Source organism: Bordetella genomosp. 13, from assembly GCF_002119665.1.
In the GTDB taxonomy this organism is placed as follows: domain Bacteria; phylum Pseudomonadota; class Gammaproteobacteria; order Burkholderiales; family Burkholderiaceae_B; genus Bordetella.
Genome location: NZ_CP021111.1, coordinates 230,121 through 243,759, shown reverse-complemented (window position 1 = coordinate 243,759; position 13,639 = coordinate 230,121). Strand labels below are relative to the sequence as shown.

Here is a 13,639-nt window from a genome sequence, read left to right as displayed (position 1 = left end):
CAGGCGCGACAGGCGCCGCCGTGGCGCCTGATTATAGAAGGCGGTGCTGACAGCGCCGAGTCATCACCGCGCCTCGGACAGCCGGGCCGACCTTACCGTATTTACCGCCACCGCGGCCGCGGCGCATAGGGCCGCCATCGCCAGCGCGATGGTCGGCCCGTGCGCCGGCAGCACCGCGAAGGCCACCGCCACCATTGCCGTGCCGAAGCTCTGGCCGAACACCCGCGTGGTGGCCTGCAGCCCGCCCGCCGCACCGCTGCGCCGCAGGGGCGCCGAGGAAAGCAGGGCGCGATTGTTGGGCGTCTGGAAAAGACCGAAACCCAGCCCGACCACGAACATGCCGGCCATGATCCAGGCATTGGGCGACTGCAGCGGCAGCATCGCCAGCCACACCAGGCCCACCACCATGGCGGCCGCTCCGGCGCCGCTGAGGTTCGCAGCGGAATAGCGATCGGACAGCCGGCCCGCGATGGGCGCGACCAGGACCGTGCCCGCCGGCCACGCCGCCATCAATATGCCGACTTCGAGGTGCGGCTTGCCCAGCACCTGCTGGAAGTAGAACGGCAGCGAAACGTACGCCGCCATCTGCGCGGCGAAGGTGGAGGCGGAGGCCGCCACCGCGAAGGCGATGGTGCGGATGCGCAGCAGGTCCACCGGCACCAGCGGCGCCTCCTGGCCGCGCGCCCGGCGCAGCAGCAGCAGGCCCGCGGCGATGGAGATGGCGACCAGCCCAATGCCGCCCAGCAGGTCATGGCCCAGGTAGTCGATGCCCAGGATGAAGACGCCCAGCGTCGGCATGACCAGCAGCGCGCTGATCCAGTCCATCGGCGCGCGATTGCGCGGCACCTCGGGCAGGAAGCGCAGGCCGAACATGATGGCGATGCCGATGGGCAGGTTGACCGCGAAGATCCAGCGCCATGGCGCAACGGTCAGTATCAGCGAGCCGATGGTGGGCCCGACGACCGACATGACCGCGACGGTGATGGAATTGAAACTGATGCCCCGCCCCAACATGTGGGCCGGATAGATGTTGCGCACCATGCCGCCGAACATGCACATCAGCGTGGCGGCCCCGATGCCCTGCACGACGCGGGCCAGGCTGAGCTCCCACAGCGAGCCGGCCAGTGCGCAGCCCAGCGAGGCCAGCGTGAACATCACCACGCCGAACGCGTACATGCGGCGGAAGCCGACGCGCTCGGCGATGGCCGACATGGGCAGCAGCAGCATCACGATGGAGACGCTGTAGGCGTTGGAGACCCATACCGCGCGCGACGGCGGCGCATCGAGGTCGACCGCGATGCTGGGCAGCGCGACGTTGACGATGGAGGCGTCCAGCACCGCCAGGCTGAGACTGATCAGGATGGTGGCGGCCGCCCAGTAGCGGCGCGGCGCCGGCAACCCATCGGGCGCCGCGGCGGCGGACGAAGCGGAATCGGAAGAGGCGCTCATTGCCGCGCCCGCCGCCATGCATGGTCGGACCGACCCGATGCCGCGCCCCGGCATGCGCCCCATGGACGCCCCTGCCGCCTCATGACTTCTTCTGCTTGACGGGCCGCTGCCAGCCTTCGATGGTGGTCTGGCGCGCACGCGAGACGGTCAGTTTGCCGGCGGGCGCATCGGTGGTCAGGGTAGTGCCGGCGCCCAGCGTGGCGCCGCGGCCCACGCGCACCGGCGCCACCAGCTGGGTGTCCGAGCCGATGAACGCGTCGTCCTCGATGACGGTGCGATGCTTGTTGGCCCCGTCGTAGTTGCAGGTGATGGTGCCCGCGCCGATATTGACACGCTCGCCCACGTCGGCATCGCCCACGTAGGCCAAGTGGTTGGCCTTGCTGTCCGCGGCCAGCACACTGTTCTTCACTTCGACAAAATTGCCGACGTGCACGCGGTCGTGCAGCTGCGCGCCGGGGCGCAGGCGGGCATACGGGCCGATGCGCGCATCGCCGCCCACCGCGGCTTCCTGCAGATGACTATAGGCCTCGATGTGCGTGCCGGCCTGCACCGTGACGTCGCGCAGCACGCAATGCGGGCCCACGCGCACGCCATCCGCCAGCTCGACCTTGCCCTCGAACACGCAGCCCACGTCGATGAACACGTCGCGGCCGCAGCGCAGCGTGCCGCGCACGTCGAAGCGTTCCGGATCGGCCAGCGTGACGCCGGCCTCGAGTTGTCTGCGCGCCTGTTCGCGCTGCCAGCTGCGCTCAAGCGCGGCCTGCTGCACGCGGCTGTTGACGCCCAGGGTCTCCCACGATGCGGACGGCTGGGCCGCGCCGACCGGCACGCCGTCGGCCACGGCCAGGCCGACCACGTCGGTCAGGTAATACTCGCCCTGCGCGTTCTTGTTGTCGATGCGGCCGAGCCAGTCTTTCAGGCGCGCGGTGGGGGCGGCAAGAATGCCCGTATTGACTTCGCGTATCAGCCGCTCGCCTTCGGTGGCGTCCTTGTGTTCGACGATGCGGTGCACGTTGCCCTGCGCGTCGCGCACGATGCGTCCGTAGCCGGTGGCGTCTTCCAGCACTTCGGTCAGTACGGCCGCGCCCTGGCCGCGCGCCTGCAGCAGGCGCTGCAGCGTGTCGGGCTGGACGAGAGGCACGTCGCCGTAAAGCACCAGCGTGACGTCATCCTGCCCGTCGCCTTCCAGCAATTGGGGCACCGCCTGCTGCACGGCGTGGCCGGTGCCTTGCTGCGGCTGCTGCAAGGCGAAATGCACGCCGGGATGGCCTTCGAAGGCGCCGCGCACGCGATCGGCGCCATGGCCGACCACCACGATGATGCGCGCCGGATCGAGCTGTCGCGCGCTGTCCAGTACGTGGGCCAGCATCGGCTTGCCCGCCAGCGTGTGCAATACCTTGGGAAGATCGGACTGCATGCGTTTGCCCAGTCCGGCGGCGAGGATGACTACGTTGAGCATGGGGATGTAATACCGAGAAAGGAAAGACTGCGGGCGCCCGGGGCGCCCGCTTGCGGAGGATACAGGGTCAGGATTTGTCGGCCGGGGGCTTGGGCGTGGCCGCCTTGCGCGCCGTGGGGGCGCGCTTGGCGGCGGCTTTCTTCGCGGTCTTGGCAGGCTTGGCGGGTGCGCCGGCCGAGCGGCTTTGGGCGGCGCGCGACGGCGCATCCGGCGTGGCGGCATGGCCTGGCGCGGCCGCCTGCGACGGCTCGCCCGCGCGGGCGTCCGCGCCACCCGGCGCCGCACCGGGCATGCCCGGCATGGCCGGCATGCTGGCGGCCGTGGCGGCGGCGATGTTGTTGAACTGCTGCTGCAACAGGCTCCACCATGCCTGGGACGCCGAGAGCGCGGCGTTGTCCAGACCCTCGTGCGCGCCGGGCTCACCGGCCTGCGCGGCTTCGGGTTTGGCCGACGGCGCGTCGGCAGAGGAGTCGCGGGACACCGGGGCGGTACTGTCCTTCGGCGCGGGCTTCAGGCCCAGCGCGATTTCCAGCGGAGTGGGTTGCCCGGCCTCCGGCGCCGCGCCGGTGTCCATGGAAGACACCCTGTCGACGAAGGAGCGCAGCGTAGCGATGGTGGAACGCTGCACCTCCATGCCCTGGATGGTGCTGCTGAGCATGGACAGATTCATGCGCAGCCAGCTTTCGACTGCGCGCAGTTCGGCGATGCGGCGTTCGAACTCTTCGAGGTTCATCGGCAGCGCGGTGGGCAGCGACTGCGCGAGGCCCCCGGGCCCGGCCAGTCCGGCCCAGGCCTGACGCATCATTTCCATGCTGGCCAACAAGGGGTTGCCGGACAGATCGGAGCTTTGGCCCATGCCTGGCAGGACGAACGGATTGGTGGTCGAGTCGGTCATGCGGTCTCCTTCGGCAGGTGCGGGTCAGCGCGGCAACACTTGATCGTTCTCGACGCGCACCGGATCGCCGGATGCATACGGGAAAGGCTGCGCGCTGCGGAACACGCGCCTGCTGCCGTCGCTCATGCGCACAGTCAGCTCGTGGCGCGTCACCGTCTGTTGCGACCTGATATTACGCTCGATTTCATGACCTGCCAAAGCGCCCCCCACGGCTCCCAAGACCGTCAGCGCATCGCGTCCGCTGCCGCCGCCGAACTGGTTGCCCACCACGCCGCCGACCACTCCTCCGGCCACCGTGCCGACGATGTTGCTGCCGCTGCTTTCCGCGGGCACCTGCACCGCGCGCACAGACTCCACCGTGCCGCACGTCGCGCACTGTGCCGGCGCCGCGGACGGCGGCGCGGGTTGCGACACCTGCGCCTGTTGCCGCGGCTTGGCGCCCACCGCCGGAGCCGGCGCCTGCTGCGGCCCTGCCGCCCCTGCGCGCGCCTCGGGCGCGGTCTGTTGCGCATCCTCGCGCTCGGCCAGTGCGGGCGCGGTGTCGGCCGACGTGCCGGGCAGCCAGCCCAGCATGGCGGCCACGGCAACGGCGCAGAGCACGATGACAGAGACCGCCGCGGTGGCGATCAGCGGGTGCAGGCCGCGGCGCGGCGCGGCATTCCGGAGGCTCGTTTGCGAAGGGTTCATGCAAGGGTTCCCACGATACATACGGGAAGGTGGTATAGCACCCACTCGCCATTTCGGCGTGTTGCGATAGTGACCCTTTGCAAGGCTGTCCGGCCGCGCGGCGCATTCTGGGACAATGGGCCATGGACCAGCCCATCACACTGCCCCAGTTGGAAGAGGCCATCAACTATTGGCGGGCGCGCTCGCCGTCGCAGGGCGACGAGCATCGCCTGTGCCCGCAGGCGGCCGCCCTGGCCAAGCCTTATGCGTTGATGATCTTCAGGCGCCGCAAGGAAGTGGCCCCGGGCGAATTGCCGCCCGATGCGCTCGACGCCTACCTGCAGTGGCGCGCGGCTACAGCAGCGCCTTGATGTCGTGCGCCAAGTTGTCGGCGCCGATGTTGTTGTTGGCCAGCACGCGGGCTTCGCCCTTGACGTCCAGCAGATAGAAGGCAGCCGTGTGGTCCATGGTGTAGTCGCCGTCGGGCCGGGGCACCTTGGCGTAGTACGCCTTGAACGAAGCGGCCGCCTGGCGGATCTGGTCGGGCGTGCCGGTCAGCGCCAGGAAACGCGGATCGAACGTGGTGACGTACTGCTTCAGGATCTCGGGCGTGTCGCGCTCGGGATCCACGCTGATCAGCAGCACCTGCACGCGCTCGGCGTCGGCCCCCAGCTTGGTCATGACTTGAGACAACTCGGCCAGCGTCGTGGGGCACACATCGGGACACTGCGTGAACCCGAAGAACACCACCTGCACCTTGCCCGAGAAGTCCTGCAGGGTGCGCGCCTGGCCGTTATGGTCGGTCAGCGCCAGGCCCTTGCCCAGGTGCGTGCCCGTGATGTCGCTGCCCTTGAATTTCGGCGGGCTCTCGCCGCAGGCGGCCAGGGCCACGACGGCCGCGGCGGCGGCGCATCCGCGCAGCAGGCGGCGGCGGGTGAATGACGCAGACATGGAAAACGAACCTCCGGGCAATGGCCGGATCAGCGCAGCAGGCCGATCCAGTGGTCCACCAGCAGGGCGCCGAACAGCAGCGACAGGTAGACGATGGAAAAGCGGAACATGCTGCGGGCCAGCGCGTCGCTGTACTGGCGGTACAGGCGCCACGCATACGACAGGAACACGAGGCCCAGCGCCAACGCGCTGACCAGGTACACCACGCCGCTCATGCGGATGACGTAGGGCAGCATGGTGGTGGCCAGCAGCGCCACGCTGTACAGCAGGATCTGCAGTTGCGTGAAGGCCTGCCCGTGCGTGATCGGCAGCATCGGCAGGCCGGCCTTGGCGTAGTCGTGATTGCGGTAAAGCGCCAGCGCCCAGAAGTGCGGCGGGGTCCAGACGAAGATGATCAGCACCAGCACCCAGGCCTCGGCCGGAACCGAGCCGGCCACGGCCGCCCAGCCCAGCGCCGGCGGCATCGCGCCGGACAGCCCGCCGATGACGATGTTCTGCGGCGTGCGCGGCTTGAGGATGACGGTGTAGACGATGGCGTAGCCCACGAAGGTGGCGAAGGTCAGCCACATGGTCAGCGGGTTGACCAGGTGATACAGCACCAGCATGCCGGCGCCGCCCAGCAGGCCGGACAGGCCCAGCACCTGGGCCGACGAGATGGTGCCCTGCGCGGTGGCGCGGCGGGCCGTGCGCAGCATGCGCGAATCCACTTCCTGCTCGATAAGGCAGTTGATGGCGAAAGCGGCGGCGGCCAGCAGCCAGATGCCCAGCGTGGCGAACGCCACGCGATCCAGCGGCGGCAGGCCCGGCGTGGCCAGGAACATGCCGATGACCGCGCAGAAGACAGCCAGCTGCGTCACCCGCGGCTTGGTCAGCACGAGGTATTGGCGCAGCAGTCCGGGGGAGGAAGCGACAGCGATACTCATAGGCGGCATTTTACCTGCTCACGGATTGCCCGCCGGGGTCGACCCGGCGCGGCGTGAATGCGCCGCGAGGCTGGCCGGCATGGGGCGGCGCTGGCCGGCATGGGCCGGCGCAGGGGCGGCCCGCCCGTCATGCCGCCTCCACCGGCCGGCCTCCGGCCGAGCCCAGGCGCACCAGGATCACCACGCTGGCCAGGGCCAGTCCCGCCGCGCCGCCGTTGTGCAGCACCGCGATCAGCAGCGGCCACTGGAAGAAGATGGTGGTCAGGCCGGTCACCAGTTGCGCCAGCAGCAGCGCCAGCAGCAGGGTCGCGGGCCCGCGCAGGCCGGGCTCCGCCCGCAGGCGCGACGCCAGGATACCCATGTACACGAAGACCACGAACGCGAAATTGCGGTGCACCCAGTGGATGGCCGTCAGCGCGTGCTGCGAGATCATCTCGCCGGAAGGCAGCTCGCCCAGCCCGCGGATGACCGAGAAGCCGCCATGGAAGTCCATCTCGGGAATCCACACGCCATGGCAGGTGGGGAAATCCATGCAGGCCAATGCGGCATAGTTGGTGCTGACCCAGCCGCCCAGCGTGACCTGGATCAGCAGCAGCAACAGGCCGCCCCGCATCCATGGCCGCCAACGGGCGGCGGCGGCGCTGAGGGCGGCGTGCGGCCGTTCGCGCGCGGCCAGCCAGGTCATGAGGCCCAGCACGAGCAGCCCGCCCACCAGGTGCGCCGTCACCACCGCGGGCATCAGGCGGTGCGTGACGGTCCATGCGCCGAAGGCGCCCTGCACGCACACCGCCACCAGCGTGCCGATGGCCAGCGCGGGCGAATGGCCCAGCCGAGCGCGATGCCGCCAGGCCATGTACACGATGGCGATGATCAGCATGCCCAGCGCCGCGCCCACGTAGCGGTGGATCATCTCGATCCAGGCTTTGGACAGCGTGACGGGCCCGAACGGCATGGCCTGCGAGGCTTCGTGGATGTCTCCCATCGCGCCCAACGGCGTGATGCTGCCATAGCAGCCCGGCCAGTCGGGGCAGCCCAGGCCCGAATCGGTGAGGCGCACGAACGCGCCGAACATGATGAGGTCCAGCGTCAGGAACCAGGTAAGGAATACCAGCTTGCGATAACGCAGCGTGATGCGGTCGTGTGACATCTATTCAGCCGATGCGCGAGTTGTACAGAAGCTTGCTCAAGTCCTTGCGAACCTGGACGCCATCGGCATCGGCCGGGAACTGCATCATCAGGTTGCCCAACGGGTCCATCATCCAGATCGGCGCCCGCAAGGCATCTGCGTCGGCCGCCTGGTTGCCCAGCAGAAAGCGGCGCAACTGCTCGGGCTGGCCGCGCACCATCACCGTGCCCTTGTAGGCTTCGAGCACCTTGTCCGGAACCGGAGCGTCGTCGGTGATGAACCACACGCGCGCGACGCGGTCGACGTTCCTGCCCTGGCTGGCGTGGCTGTTGCGCGCCACGAAAAGCTTGCGCGCGCACGACTCGGGACACTGGGCCTGGTCCACGCTCATCAGCACCCATTTGCCGCGCAGGCTGCGCAGGTCGAAGGGCTGGCCGTCCAGCGTGGTCAGCGTCAGTTCGGCCGGCGGCGGCGCGGGCCGTTGCGGCTCGAGCAGCGCGCCGTAATTGCTAGAGTCCTGCGGCCACCACTGCGGGTTGTAGTACACGACGAAGGCCGCGACGATGGGCGCCAGCGCGCACAGGAACACGAGCACGAGCGGCAACAGCGACCGCTTGCCGGCGGGACGGGGAGATTGAGAACTTGTCGTCATCGTTGAAGACCCGGTTTCAGGATTGGGAGCGCCGCGCGGGCCGCCCCGCGCGCCGCCAGGCGCGCACGGCCACCACCAGCCACGCGATCGCCGCGATGGCCGCGAACGAAAACCACTGCATGGCGTAGCCCAGGTTCTTGTCGTAGTCGGTGGAAGGTTGCGGCCAGTCGCGCACCAACGCGTCGTCGCCCCGGGTCTGCATCAGCACGGCCGGCAGCAGCGCCAGGCCCGTGGCTTGCGCATAGGCGTCCAGGTCGAGATTCTGCACCGCGGGCGTGAGGCCGTCCGCCGGCAGCGCGGCGGGCAAGGCGGCGCGCGGCTGGCCGAACGACCACAGTTCGAACAGACGCGGCACGCGGGTCGCCAGTTCGCCGGCGACCTGCTGCACGCCGGCGGGGGTCGCGGGCAACACGGGCGGACTGCCATCCAAGGGGCGCGGCAGCCAGCCGCGCAGCACCAGCACCGCGCGGCGCGAGGCCGGCTCGAGCAGCAGCGGCGTGGCCAGCCAGTAGCCGGGACGCCCGCCCTGGTTGCGGTTTTCCAGCAGCACGTTCAGTCCAGGCAGCCAGGTGCCCCGGGCCTGCGCCGGACGCCACGCAGCCAGTTCTCCGACGGGCGTGTCACCGGCCAGCCGCACCGGCGCGCGGGCCCGGCCGGCCTCGATCGCCGCCAGCGTGGCGCGGCGCTCGTCGGCGCGGTGCAGTTGCCAGCGTCCCAGCGAGGCCAGTATCGCCACGGCGACGCCCAGCAGCACCAGGGCCGCCACGGTCAGCCGGAGAGAATGCGGTCGCGCCATGTCTGCAATAATTTCCGTTCAACGGAGGAGGAGACTAAAAATGCGCATCATCGTCGTGCTGGCCTTCATCGGCATATTGGCAAGCCTGGGCTCGGCCCTGGTGTACCTGATGAAGGACAAGGGCGGCACGAACAGGACGGTCAATGCCTTGACCGTGCGCATCGGGCTGTCGGTCGCCCTGTTCCTGTTCGTGTTGTTTGCCCATCACATGGGCTGGATAGAAAGCACCGGGTTCAGATGAGGCGGGCGGGCCGAAGTTCCGCGCCCGCGCTGCCGACCCACACAAGGCAATGCCCCCGGACGGGGGCATTGTCGCATGGCGCAAGGACGTGCCCCGCGGCGCAGCCGCCCTCCGCGCTACAGCCAGTACACGAACAGGTACAGGCCCAGCCACACCACGTCGACGAAGTGCCAGTACCACGCGGCGCCTTCGAAACCGAAGTGATGGTTGGCGGTGAAGTGGCCGCGCATCAGACGGAACAGGATCACCGTCAGCATGGTGGCGCCCATGATGACGTGAAAACCGTGGAAGCCCGTCAGCATGTAGAACAGCGAGCCGTAGGCGCCTGAGTCGAAGCGCAGGTTCAGTTCGGTATAGGCGTGGATGTATTCGGCGGCCTGGCAGCCCACGAAGATGAAGCCCAGGACGATGGTGGCGGCCAGCCAGATCATCGCCTTGCGGCGATGGTCCTCGCGCAGGGCGTGGTGAGCGATGGTAAGCGTGACGCCCGACGACAGCAGCAGCGCCGTGTTGATGGTGGGCAGCCAGAACGGGCCGACGGTCTGGAAGTGCTCGACGACGCCGGCCGGCCCGAAGTTGGGCCACACGGCCTGGAAGTCGGGCCACAGCAGCAGCCGGTGATCCAGGTCGCCCAGCCACGGCGTGGTGACGGTCCGGGTGTACCACAGCGCACCGAAGAAGCCGGCGAAGAACATGACTTCGGAAAAGATGAACCAGCTCATGGCCCAGCGGTACGACACGTCGATCCGCTTGCTGTTCATGCCGCTTTCGGATTCGCGGATGGCGTCGCCGAACCATTGATAGAGCACGATCACCAGGCCGATCAGGCCCACCAGGACCGACCACTTGCCCCAGCCCACGCCGTTGACCCAGGCCGCCGCGCCGCCGCCCATGAACAGCAGCGCCACCGCGGTGCGCACCGGGTGCTTGGAATCGGCCGGCACGTAGTAGTACGGCGCCTCTTTACCCTGAACCGAGTGGCTTGCACTCATGGTCTTCTCCCTGGTACTTGCGAATTCTGATTTGTCGGATGATCTATGAAAACCGGCCTCAGGAACCTGCCACGACCCACCGCACGATCGTGACCAGCACGATCACGAACACCGCCGCCGCCAGCACGCCCGCCACGATGACGTAGACCGGGTTCAGGCGCGCCGCATCTTCCTGGTAGCCCGCCCCCCGGCGCACGCCGAGAAATGCCCACAACACGGCCTTGAGCGTCTGGAAGAAGCCCGCCTTGCGCGGTGCGGGCTGCGAGGGCCGCGACGGTTCCGCCATGGCCTATCCCAGCTTGCCAGCCAGCAGGACGGCGCCGCGGAAGACGGTCCAGGCAAACACCGCCGCCACGAAGACCAGCAGGATGATGCCGGTCTTGCGGTTGCGGCGTTGTTGCTCGGGCGTCGTCATGGCGGGTGTCCGTATCTGCCGTTGGCGCTTACTTGACCTCGGGCGGCGTCTCGAAAGTGTGGAACGGCGCCGGCGACGGCACGGTCCATTCCAGCCCTTCGGCGCCTTCCCACGGCTTGGCCGCGGCGGGCTCGCCCTTGCCGGCGAAGCTGCGGACCGCGACGTACAGCAGGATGAGCTGCGACAGGCCGAACCAGAAGGCTCCGATGGTGGCGATCTGGTGGAAGGTGGTGAACTGGGCGGCGTAGTCGGCATAGCGGCGCGGCATGCCGGCCAGGCCCAGGAAGTGCATCGGGAAGAACGTGAGGTTGAACGACAGCATCGACGACCAGAAGTGGATCTTGCCGAGCTTCTCGTTGTACATCACGCCCGTCCACTTGGGCAGCCAGTAGTAGGCGCCGGCGAACAGCGCGAACAGCGAGCCCGCCACCAGCACGTAGTGGAAGTGCGCGACCACGTAATACGTGTCGTGGACCTGGATGTCGATGGGCGCCACCGACAGGATCAGGCCCGTGAAGCCGCCCATGGTGAACACGAAGATGAAGCCGATCGCGAACAGCATGGGGGTTTCGAAGGTCATGGAGCCGCGCCACATGGTGGCCACCCAGTTGAAGATCTTCACGCCCGTGGGAATGGAGATCAGCATGGTGGCGTACATGAAGTACAGCTGCGCCGTCACCGGCATGCCGGTGGTGAACATATGGTGCGCCCACACGATGAACGACAGCACGGCGATGGCCGCGGTGGCATACACCATGGACGCGTAGCCGAACAGCTTCTTGCGCGAGAAGGCGGGCACGATCGCCGACACGATGCCGAACGCCGGCAGGATCATGATGTAGACCTCGGGGTGCCCGAAGAACCAGAACACGTGCTGGTACAGCACCGGGTCGCCGCCGGCGGCCGCGTTGAAGAAGCCGGTGCCGAAGTGGCGGTCGGTCAGCACCATGGTGACCGCGGCGGCCAGCACCGGCATCACGGCGATCAGCAGGAAGGCGGTGATGAGCCAGGTCCAGCAGAACAGCGGCATCTTCATCAGCGTCATGCCGGGCGCGCGCATGTTGAGGATGGTGACGATGATGTTGATGGCGCCCATGATGGACGAGGCGCCCATGATGTGGACCGCGAAAATGGCGAGATCCATGCCGGGCCCCATCTGCGCCGACAGGGGCGCGTACAGGGTCCAGCCGGCGGCAGTGGCGCCGCCCGGCACGAAGAACGAGACGGTCAGCAGAAGGCCCGCCACGGGCAGCAGCCAGAAGCTGAAGTTGTTCATGCGCGCGAACGCCATGTCGGACGCGCCGATCTGCAGCGGGATCATCCAGTTGGCGAAGCCCACGAAGGCCGGCATGATGGCGCCGAACACCATGATGAGGCCGTGCATCGTGGTGAACTGGTTGAACAGCTCGGGGCGGAAGAACTGCAGGCCCGGCTCGAAGAGCTCGGTGCGCAGCAGCAGCGCGAGGGTGCCGCCCTCGAGCAGCATGACGAACGAGAAAATGAGGTACATCGTCCCGATGTCTTTGTGGTTGGTCGCGAACAGCCAGCGACGCCAGCCGGTGGGGACGCCGTGATGGTGCTCGTCGTGACCGTGGCCGTGATGGCCGGGCAACGCGTGGTCTGCGGAGACGCTGCTCATGGTGGACTCCTTCCTGCGTTTCGCCGGCCTCGGTCCAGAAGGCCGGCGGAATGTCTCTGTCTCGGGAAACGGTGTTGTATTGCCAGGAAAGCCGGGGCGCTCAGCGCGCCGCCGCGACGTCCTTGGGCGAAACCACCGGATCCTGCCCCTTGCCCGCGTTGCTCCATGCGTGGCGCGTGTAGGTGATGACCGATGCGATCTCGACGTCGTTCAGCTGCGGGCCGAAGGCCGCCATCGCGGTGCCGGGACGGCCCTTGAGCACGGTCTCGATCTGCTTGGCCTTGGGCCCCAGCACGGTGGGGTCGGCATCCAGCGCCGGGAAGGAGCCGGGCACGCCCTTGCCGTTGGCCTGGTGGCAGGCCACGCAGTTGCCCGCGTAGACCTTTTCGCCGCGGGCCATCAGTTCGGCCTGCGTCCACTCTTTGTTGGGATCGTCGGCGTTGGCGGCGAGCTTCTTCTTCTGCTCGGCGACCCAGCCATCGTAGTCGGCCTGGGACTTGACCTCAACCACGATGGGCATGAAGGCGTGGTCCTTGCCGCACAGTTCGGCGCACTGCCCGCGATAGATGCCGGGCTTCTCGGCGCGGAACCAGGTGTCGCGCAGGAAGCCGGGAATGGCGTCCTGCTTGACGCCGAAGTCGGGCACCATCCAGGAGTGGATGACGTCGGCGGCGGTGAGCACGATGCGGACTTTCTTGTCGACCGGCACGACCAGATGGTTGTCGACTTCCATCAGGTAGAACTGGCCCTTGGGCTCGCGGCCCTCGATCTGCGCGCGCGGCGTGGACAGGGTGGAGAGGAACTTGACTCCCGCCGCCTCGCCGTCGAGGTATTCGTAGCCCCACTTCCATTGGTAGCCGGTGACCTTGACGGTAAGGTCGGCGCCCGAGGTGTCTTTCATGGCGACCACCGCGCGCGTGGCGGGCAGGGCCATGGCAATGACGATGACGAAGGGGATGACCGTCCAGGCCACTTCGACGCCGAGGTGCTCGTGGAAGGTGGCCGGCTGGTGCCCGCGCGACTTGCGATGGGCCCAGATGGAATAGAACATGACGCCGAAGACGCCGATGAAGATCACGATACAGATCGTGAGCATCATCCAGTGCAGCCACATCACGTCTCGAGCCATCTGCGTGACGCCTTCGTGCAGATTCAGCTGATTGACCTTGGGACCGCCAGGCATGTCCTGCACCTGGGCGCTTGCCGCAGTGCCGATCAGCATCGCACAGGCGCCCAGTAACCTCCCTCTCCACTTCTTCATGCTTACCTCGAGATACGGCGCACAGATTCCGGAATCTCCTCTTCAGCCGCGTGGCGACTGCCGGACCTGTTGACTGCGCATGTTATTAGACGTCGGGTACTCGCAAAGGGATAGACTACCCCATTACACCCATGCGAGTTCATAAAGAAACCGCGGAATTATAGCGGACACCTC

Annotated in this window: 16 protein-coding genes; 2 read left to right on the top strand and 14 right to left on the bottom strand. The window is 67.9% G+C overall.

Features of this window, described 5'->3' with window-relative positions; genetic code table 11:
* Positions 1-63 precede the first annotated feature (63 nt).
* The 4 genes from CAL15_RS01135 to CAL15_RS01120 form a co-directional block, all read right to left on the bottom strand.
* Entirely contained in the window at positions 64-1,449 is a 1,386-nt protein-coding gene (locus CAL15_RS01135; protein WP_086076944.1) for an MFS transporter, read from the bottom strand.
* A gap of 79 nt (positions 1,450-1,528) precedes the next feature.
* Entirely contained in the window at positions 1,529-2,908 is a 1,380-nt protein-coding gene (gene glmU / locus CAL15_RS01130) for a bifunctional UDP-N-acetylglucosamine diphosphorylase/glucosamine-1-phosphate N-acetyltransferase GlmU (protein WP_086076943.1), read from the bottom strand.
* 67 nt (positions 2,909-2,975) lie between these two features.
* Positions 2,976-3,803, bottom strand: coding sequence for a PhaM family polyhydroxyalkanoate granule multifunctional regulatory protein (locus CAL15_RS01125; protein WP_086076942.1), 828 nt, complete (start codon positions 3,801-3,803; stop codon positions 2,976-2,978).
* 24 nt (positions 3,804-3,827) lie between these two features.
* The gene (locus CAL15_RS01120; protein WP_086076941.1) at positions 3,828-4,490 is read right to left on the bottom strand and encodes a glycine zipper 2TM domain-containing protein; all 663 of its coding nucleotides are present in this window, start codon (positions 4,488-4,490) and stop codon (positions 3,828-3,830) included.
* 122 nt (positions 4,491-4,612) lie between these two features.
* Here CAL15_RS01120 and CAL15_RS01115 point away from each other — a divergent pair, with 122 nt between their 5' ends.
* Entirely contained in the window at positions 4,613-4,840 is a 228-nt protein-coding gene (locus CAL15_RS01115) for a DUF3717 domain-containing protein (protein ID WP_086076940.1), read from the top strand.
* Here CAL15_RS01115 and CAL15_RS01110 read toward each other — a convergent pair.
* The 5 genes from CAL15_RS01110 to CAL15_RS01090 all read right to left on the bottom strand — a co-directional run bounded on the left by CAL15_RS01110 (position 4,824) and on the right by CAL15_RS01090 (position 8,917).
* Entirely contained in the window at positions 4,824-5,420 is a 597-nt protein-coding gene (locus CAL15_RS01110; RefSeq protein ID WP_086076939.1) for an SCO family protein, read from the bottom strand. The genes CAL15_RS01115 and CAL15_RS01110 overlap by 17 nt on opposite strands.
* 29 nt (positions 5,421-5,449) lie before the next feature.
* Positions 5,450-6,343, bottom strand: a complete 894-nt coding sequence (gene cyoE / locus CAL15_RS01105) for a heme o synthase (protein ID WP_086076938.1) — start codon at positions 6,341-6,343, stop codon at positions 5,450-5,452.
* A 127-nt stretch (positions 6,344-6,470) separates the two neighbouring features.
* Positions 6,471-7,490 carry a COX15/CtaA family protein gene (locus CAL15_RS01100; protein WP_086076937.1) on the bottom strand — a complete coding sequence of 340 codons (1,020 nt, stop codon included), beginning with the start codon at positions 7,488-7,490 and terminating at the stop codon, positions 6,471-6,473.
* A gap of 4 nt (positions 7,491-7,494) precedes the next feature.
* Positions 7,495-8,121 carry an SCO family protein gene (locus tag CAL15_RS01095; protein WP_198299120.1) on the bottom strand — a complete coding sequence of 209 codons (627 nt, stop codon included), beginning with the start codon at positions 8,119-8,121 and terminating at the stop codon, positions 7,495-7,497.
* 16 nt (positions 8,122-8,137) lie between these two features.
* On the bottom strand, positions 8,138-8,917 hold the full coding sequence (locus CAL15_RS01090) for an SURF1 family protein (protein ID WP_086076935.1): 780 nt from the start codon (positions 8,915-8,917) through the stop codon (positions 8,138-8,140).
* 40 nt (positions 8,918-8,957) lie between these two features.
* Here CAL15_RS01090 and CAL15_RS01085 point away from each other — a divergent pair, with 40 nt between their 5' ends.
* Positions 8,958-9,158 (top strand): twin transmembrane helix small protein, encoded by a 201-nt coding sequence (locus tag CAL15_RS01085; protein WP_086076934.1) that lies wholly within the window; start codon positions 8,958-8,960, stop codon positions 9,156-9,158.
* Positions 9,159-9,274: 116 nt separating this feature from the next.
* On the opposite strand, the gene CAL15_RS01080 is transcribed toward CAL15_RS01085, so the two are convergent.
* From CAL15_RS01080 to coxB, 5 genes are all read right to left on the bottom strand, one after another.
* On the bottom strand, positions 9,275-10,150 hold the full coding sequence (locus tag CAL15_RS01080) for a cytochrome c oxidase subunit 3 (protein WP_086076933.1): 876 nt from the start codon (positions 10,148-10,150) through the stop codon (positions 9,275-9,277).
* Positions 10,151-10,208: 58 nt separating this feature from the next.
* Positions 10,209-10,436 (bottom strand): DUF2970 domain-containing protein, encoded by a 228-nt coding sequence (locus CAL15_RS01075; protein ID WP_086076932.1) that lies wholly within the window; start codon positions 10,434-10,436, stop codon positions 10,209-10,211.
* A gap of 3 nt (positions 10,437-10,439) precedes the next feature.
* On the bottom strand, positions 10,440-10,565 hold the full coding sequence (locus CAL15_RS24565; RefSeq protein WP_232468087.1) for a cytochrome oxidase small assembly protein: 126 nt from the start codon (positions 10,563-10,565) through the stop codon (positions 10,440-10,442).
* Positions 10,566-10,593: 28 nt separating this feature from the next.
* Entirely contained in the window at positions 10,594-12,204 is a 1,611-nt protein-coding gene (gene ctaD / locus CAL15_RS01070) for a cytochrome c oxidase subunit I (RefSeq protein WP_086076931.1), read from the bottom strand.
* Between the two features lie 100 nt (positions 12,205-12,304).
* Positions 12,305-13,465 carry a cytochrome c oxidase subunit II gene (gene coxB / locus CAL15_RS01065; protein ID WP_086076930.1) on the bottom strand — a complete coding sequence of 387 codons (1,161 nt, stop codon included), beginning with the start codon at positions 13,463-13,465 and terminating at the stop codon, positions 12,305-12,307.
* Positions 13,466-13,639 lie beyond the last annotated feature (174 nt).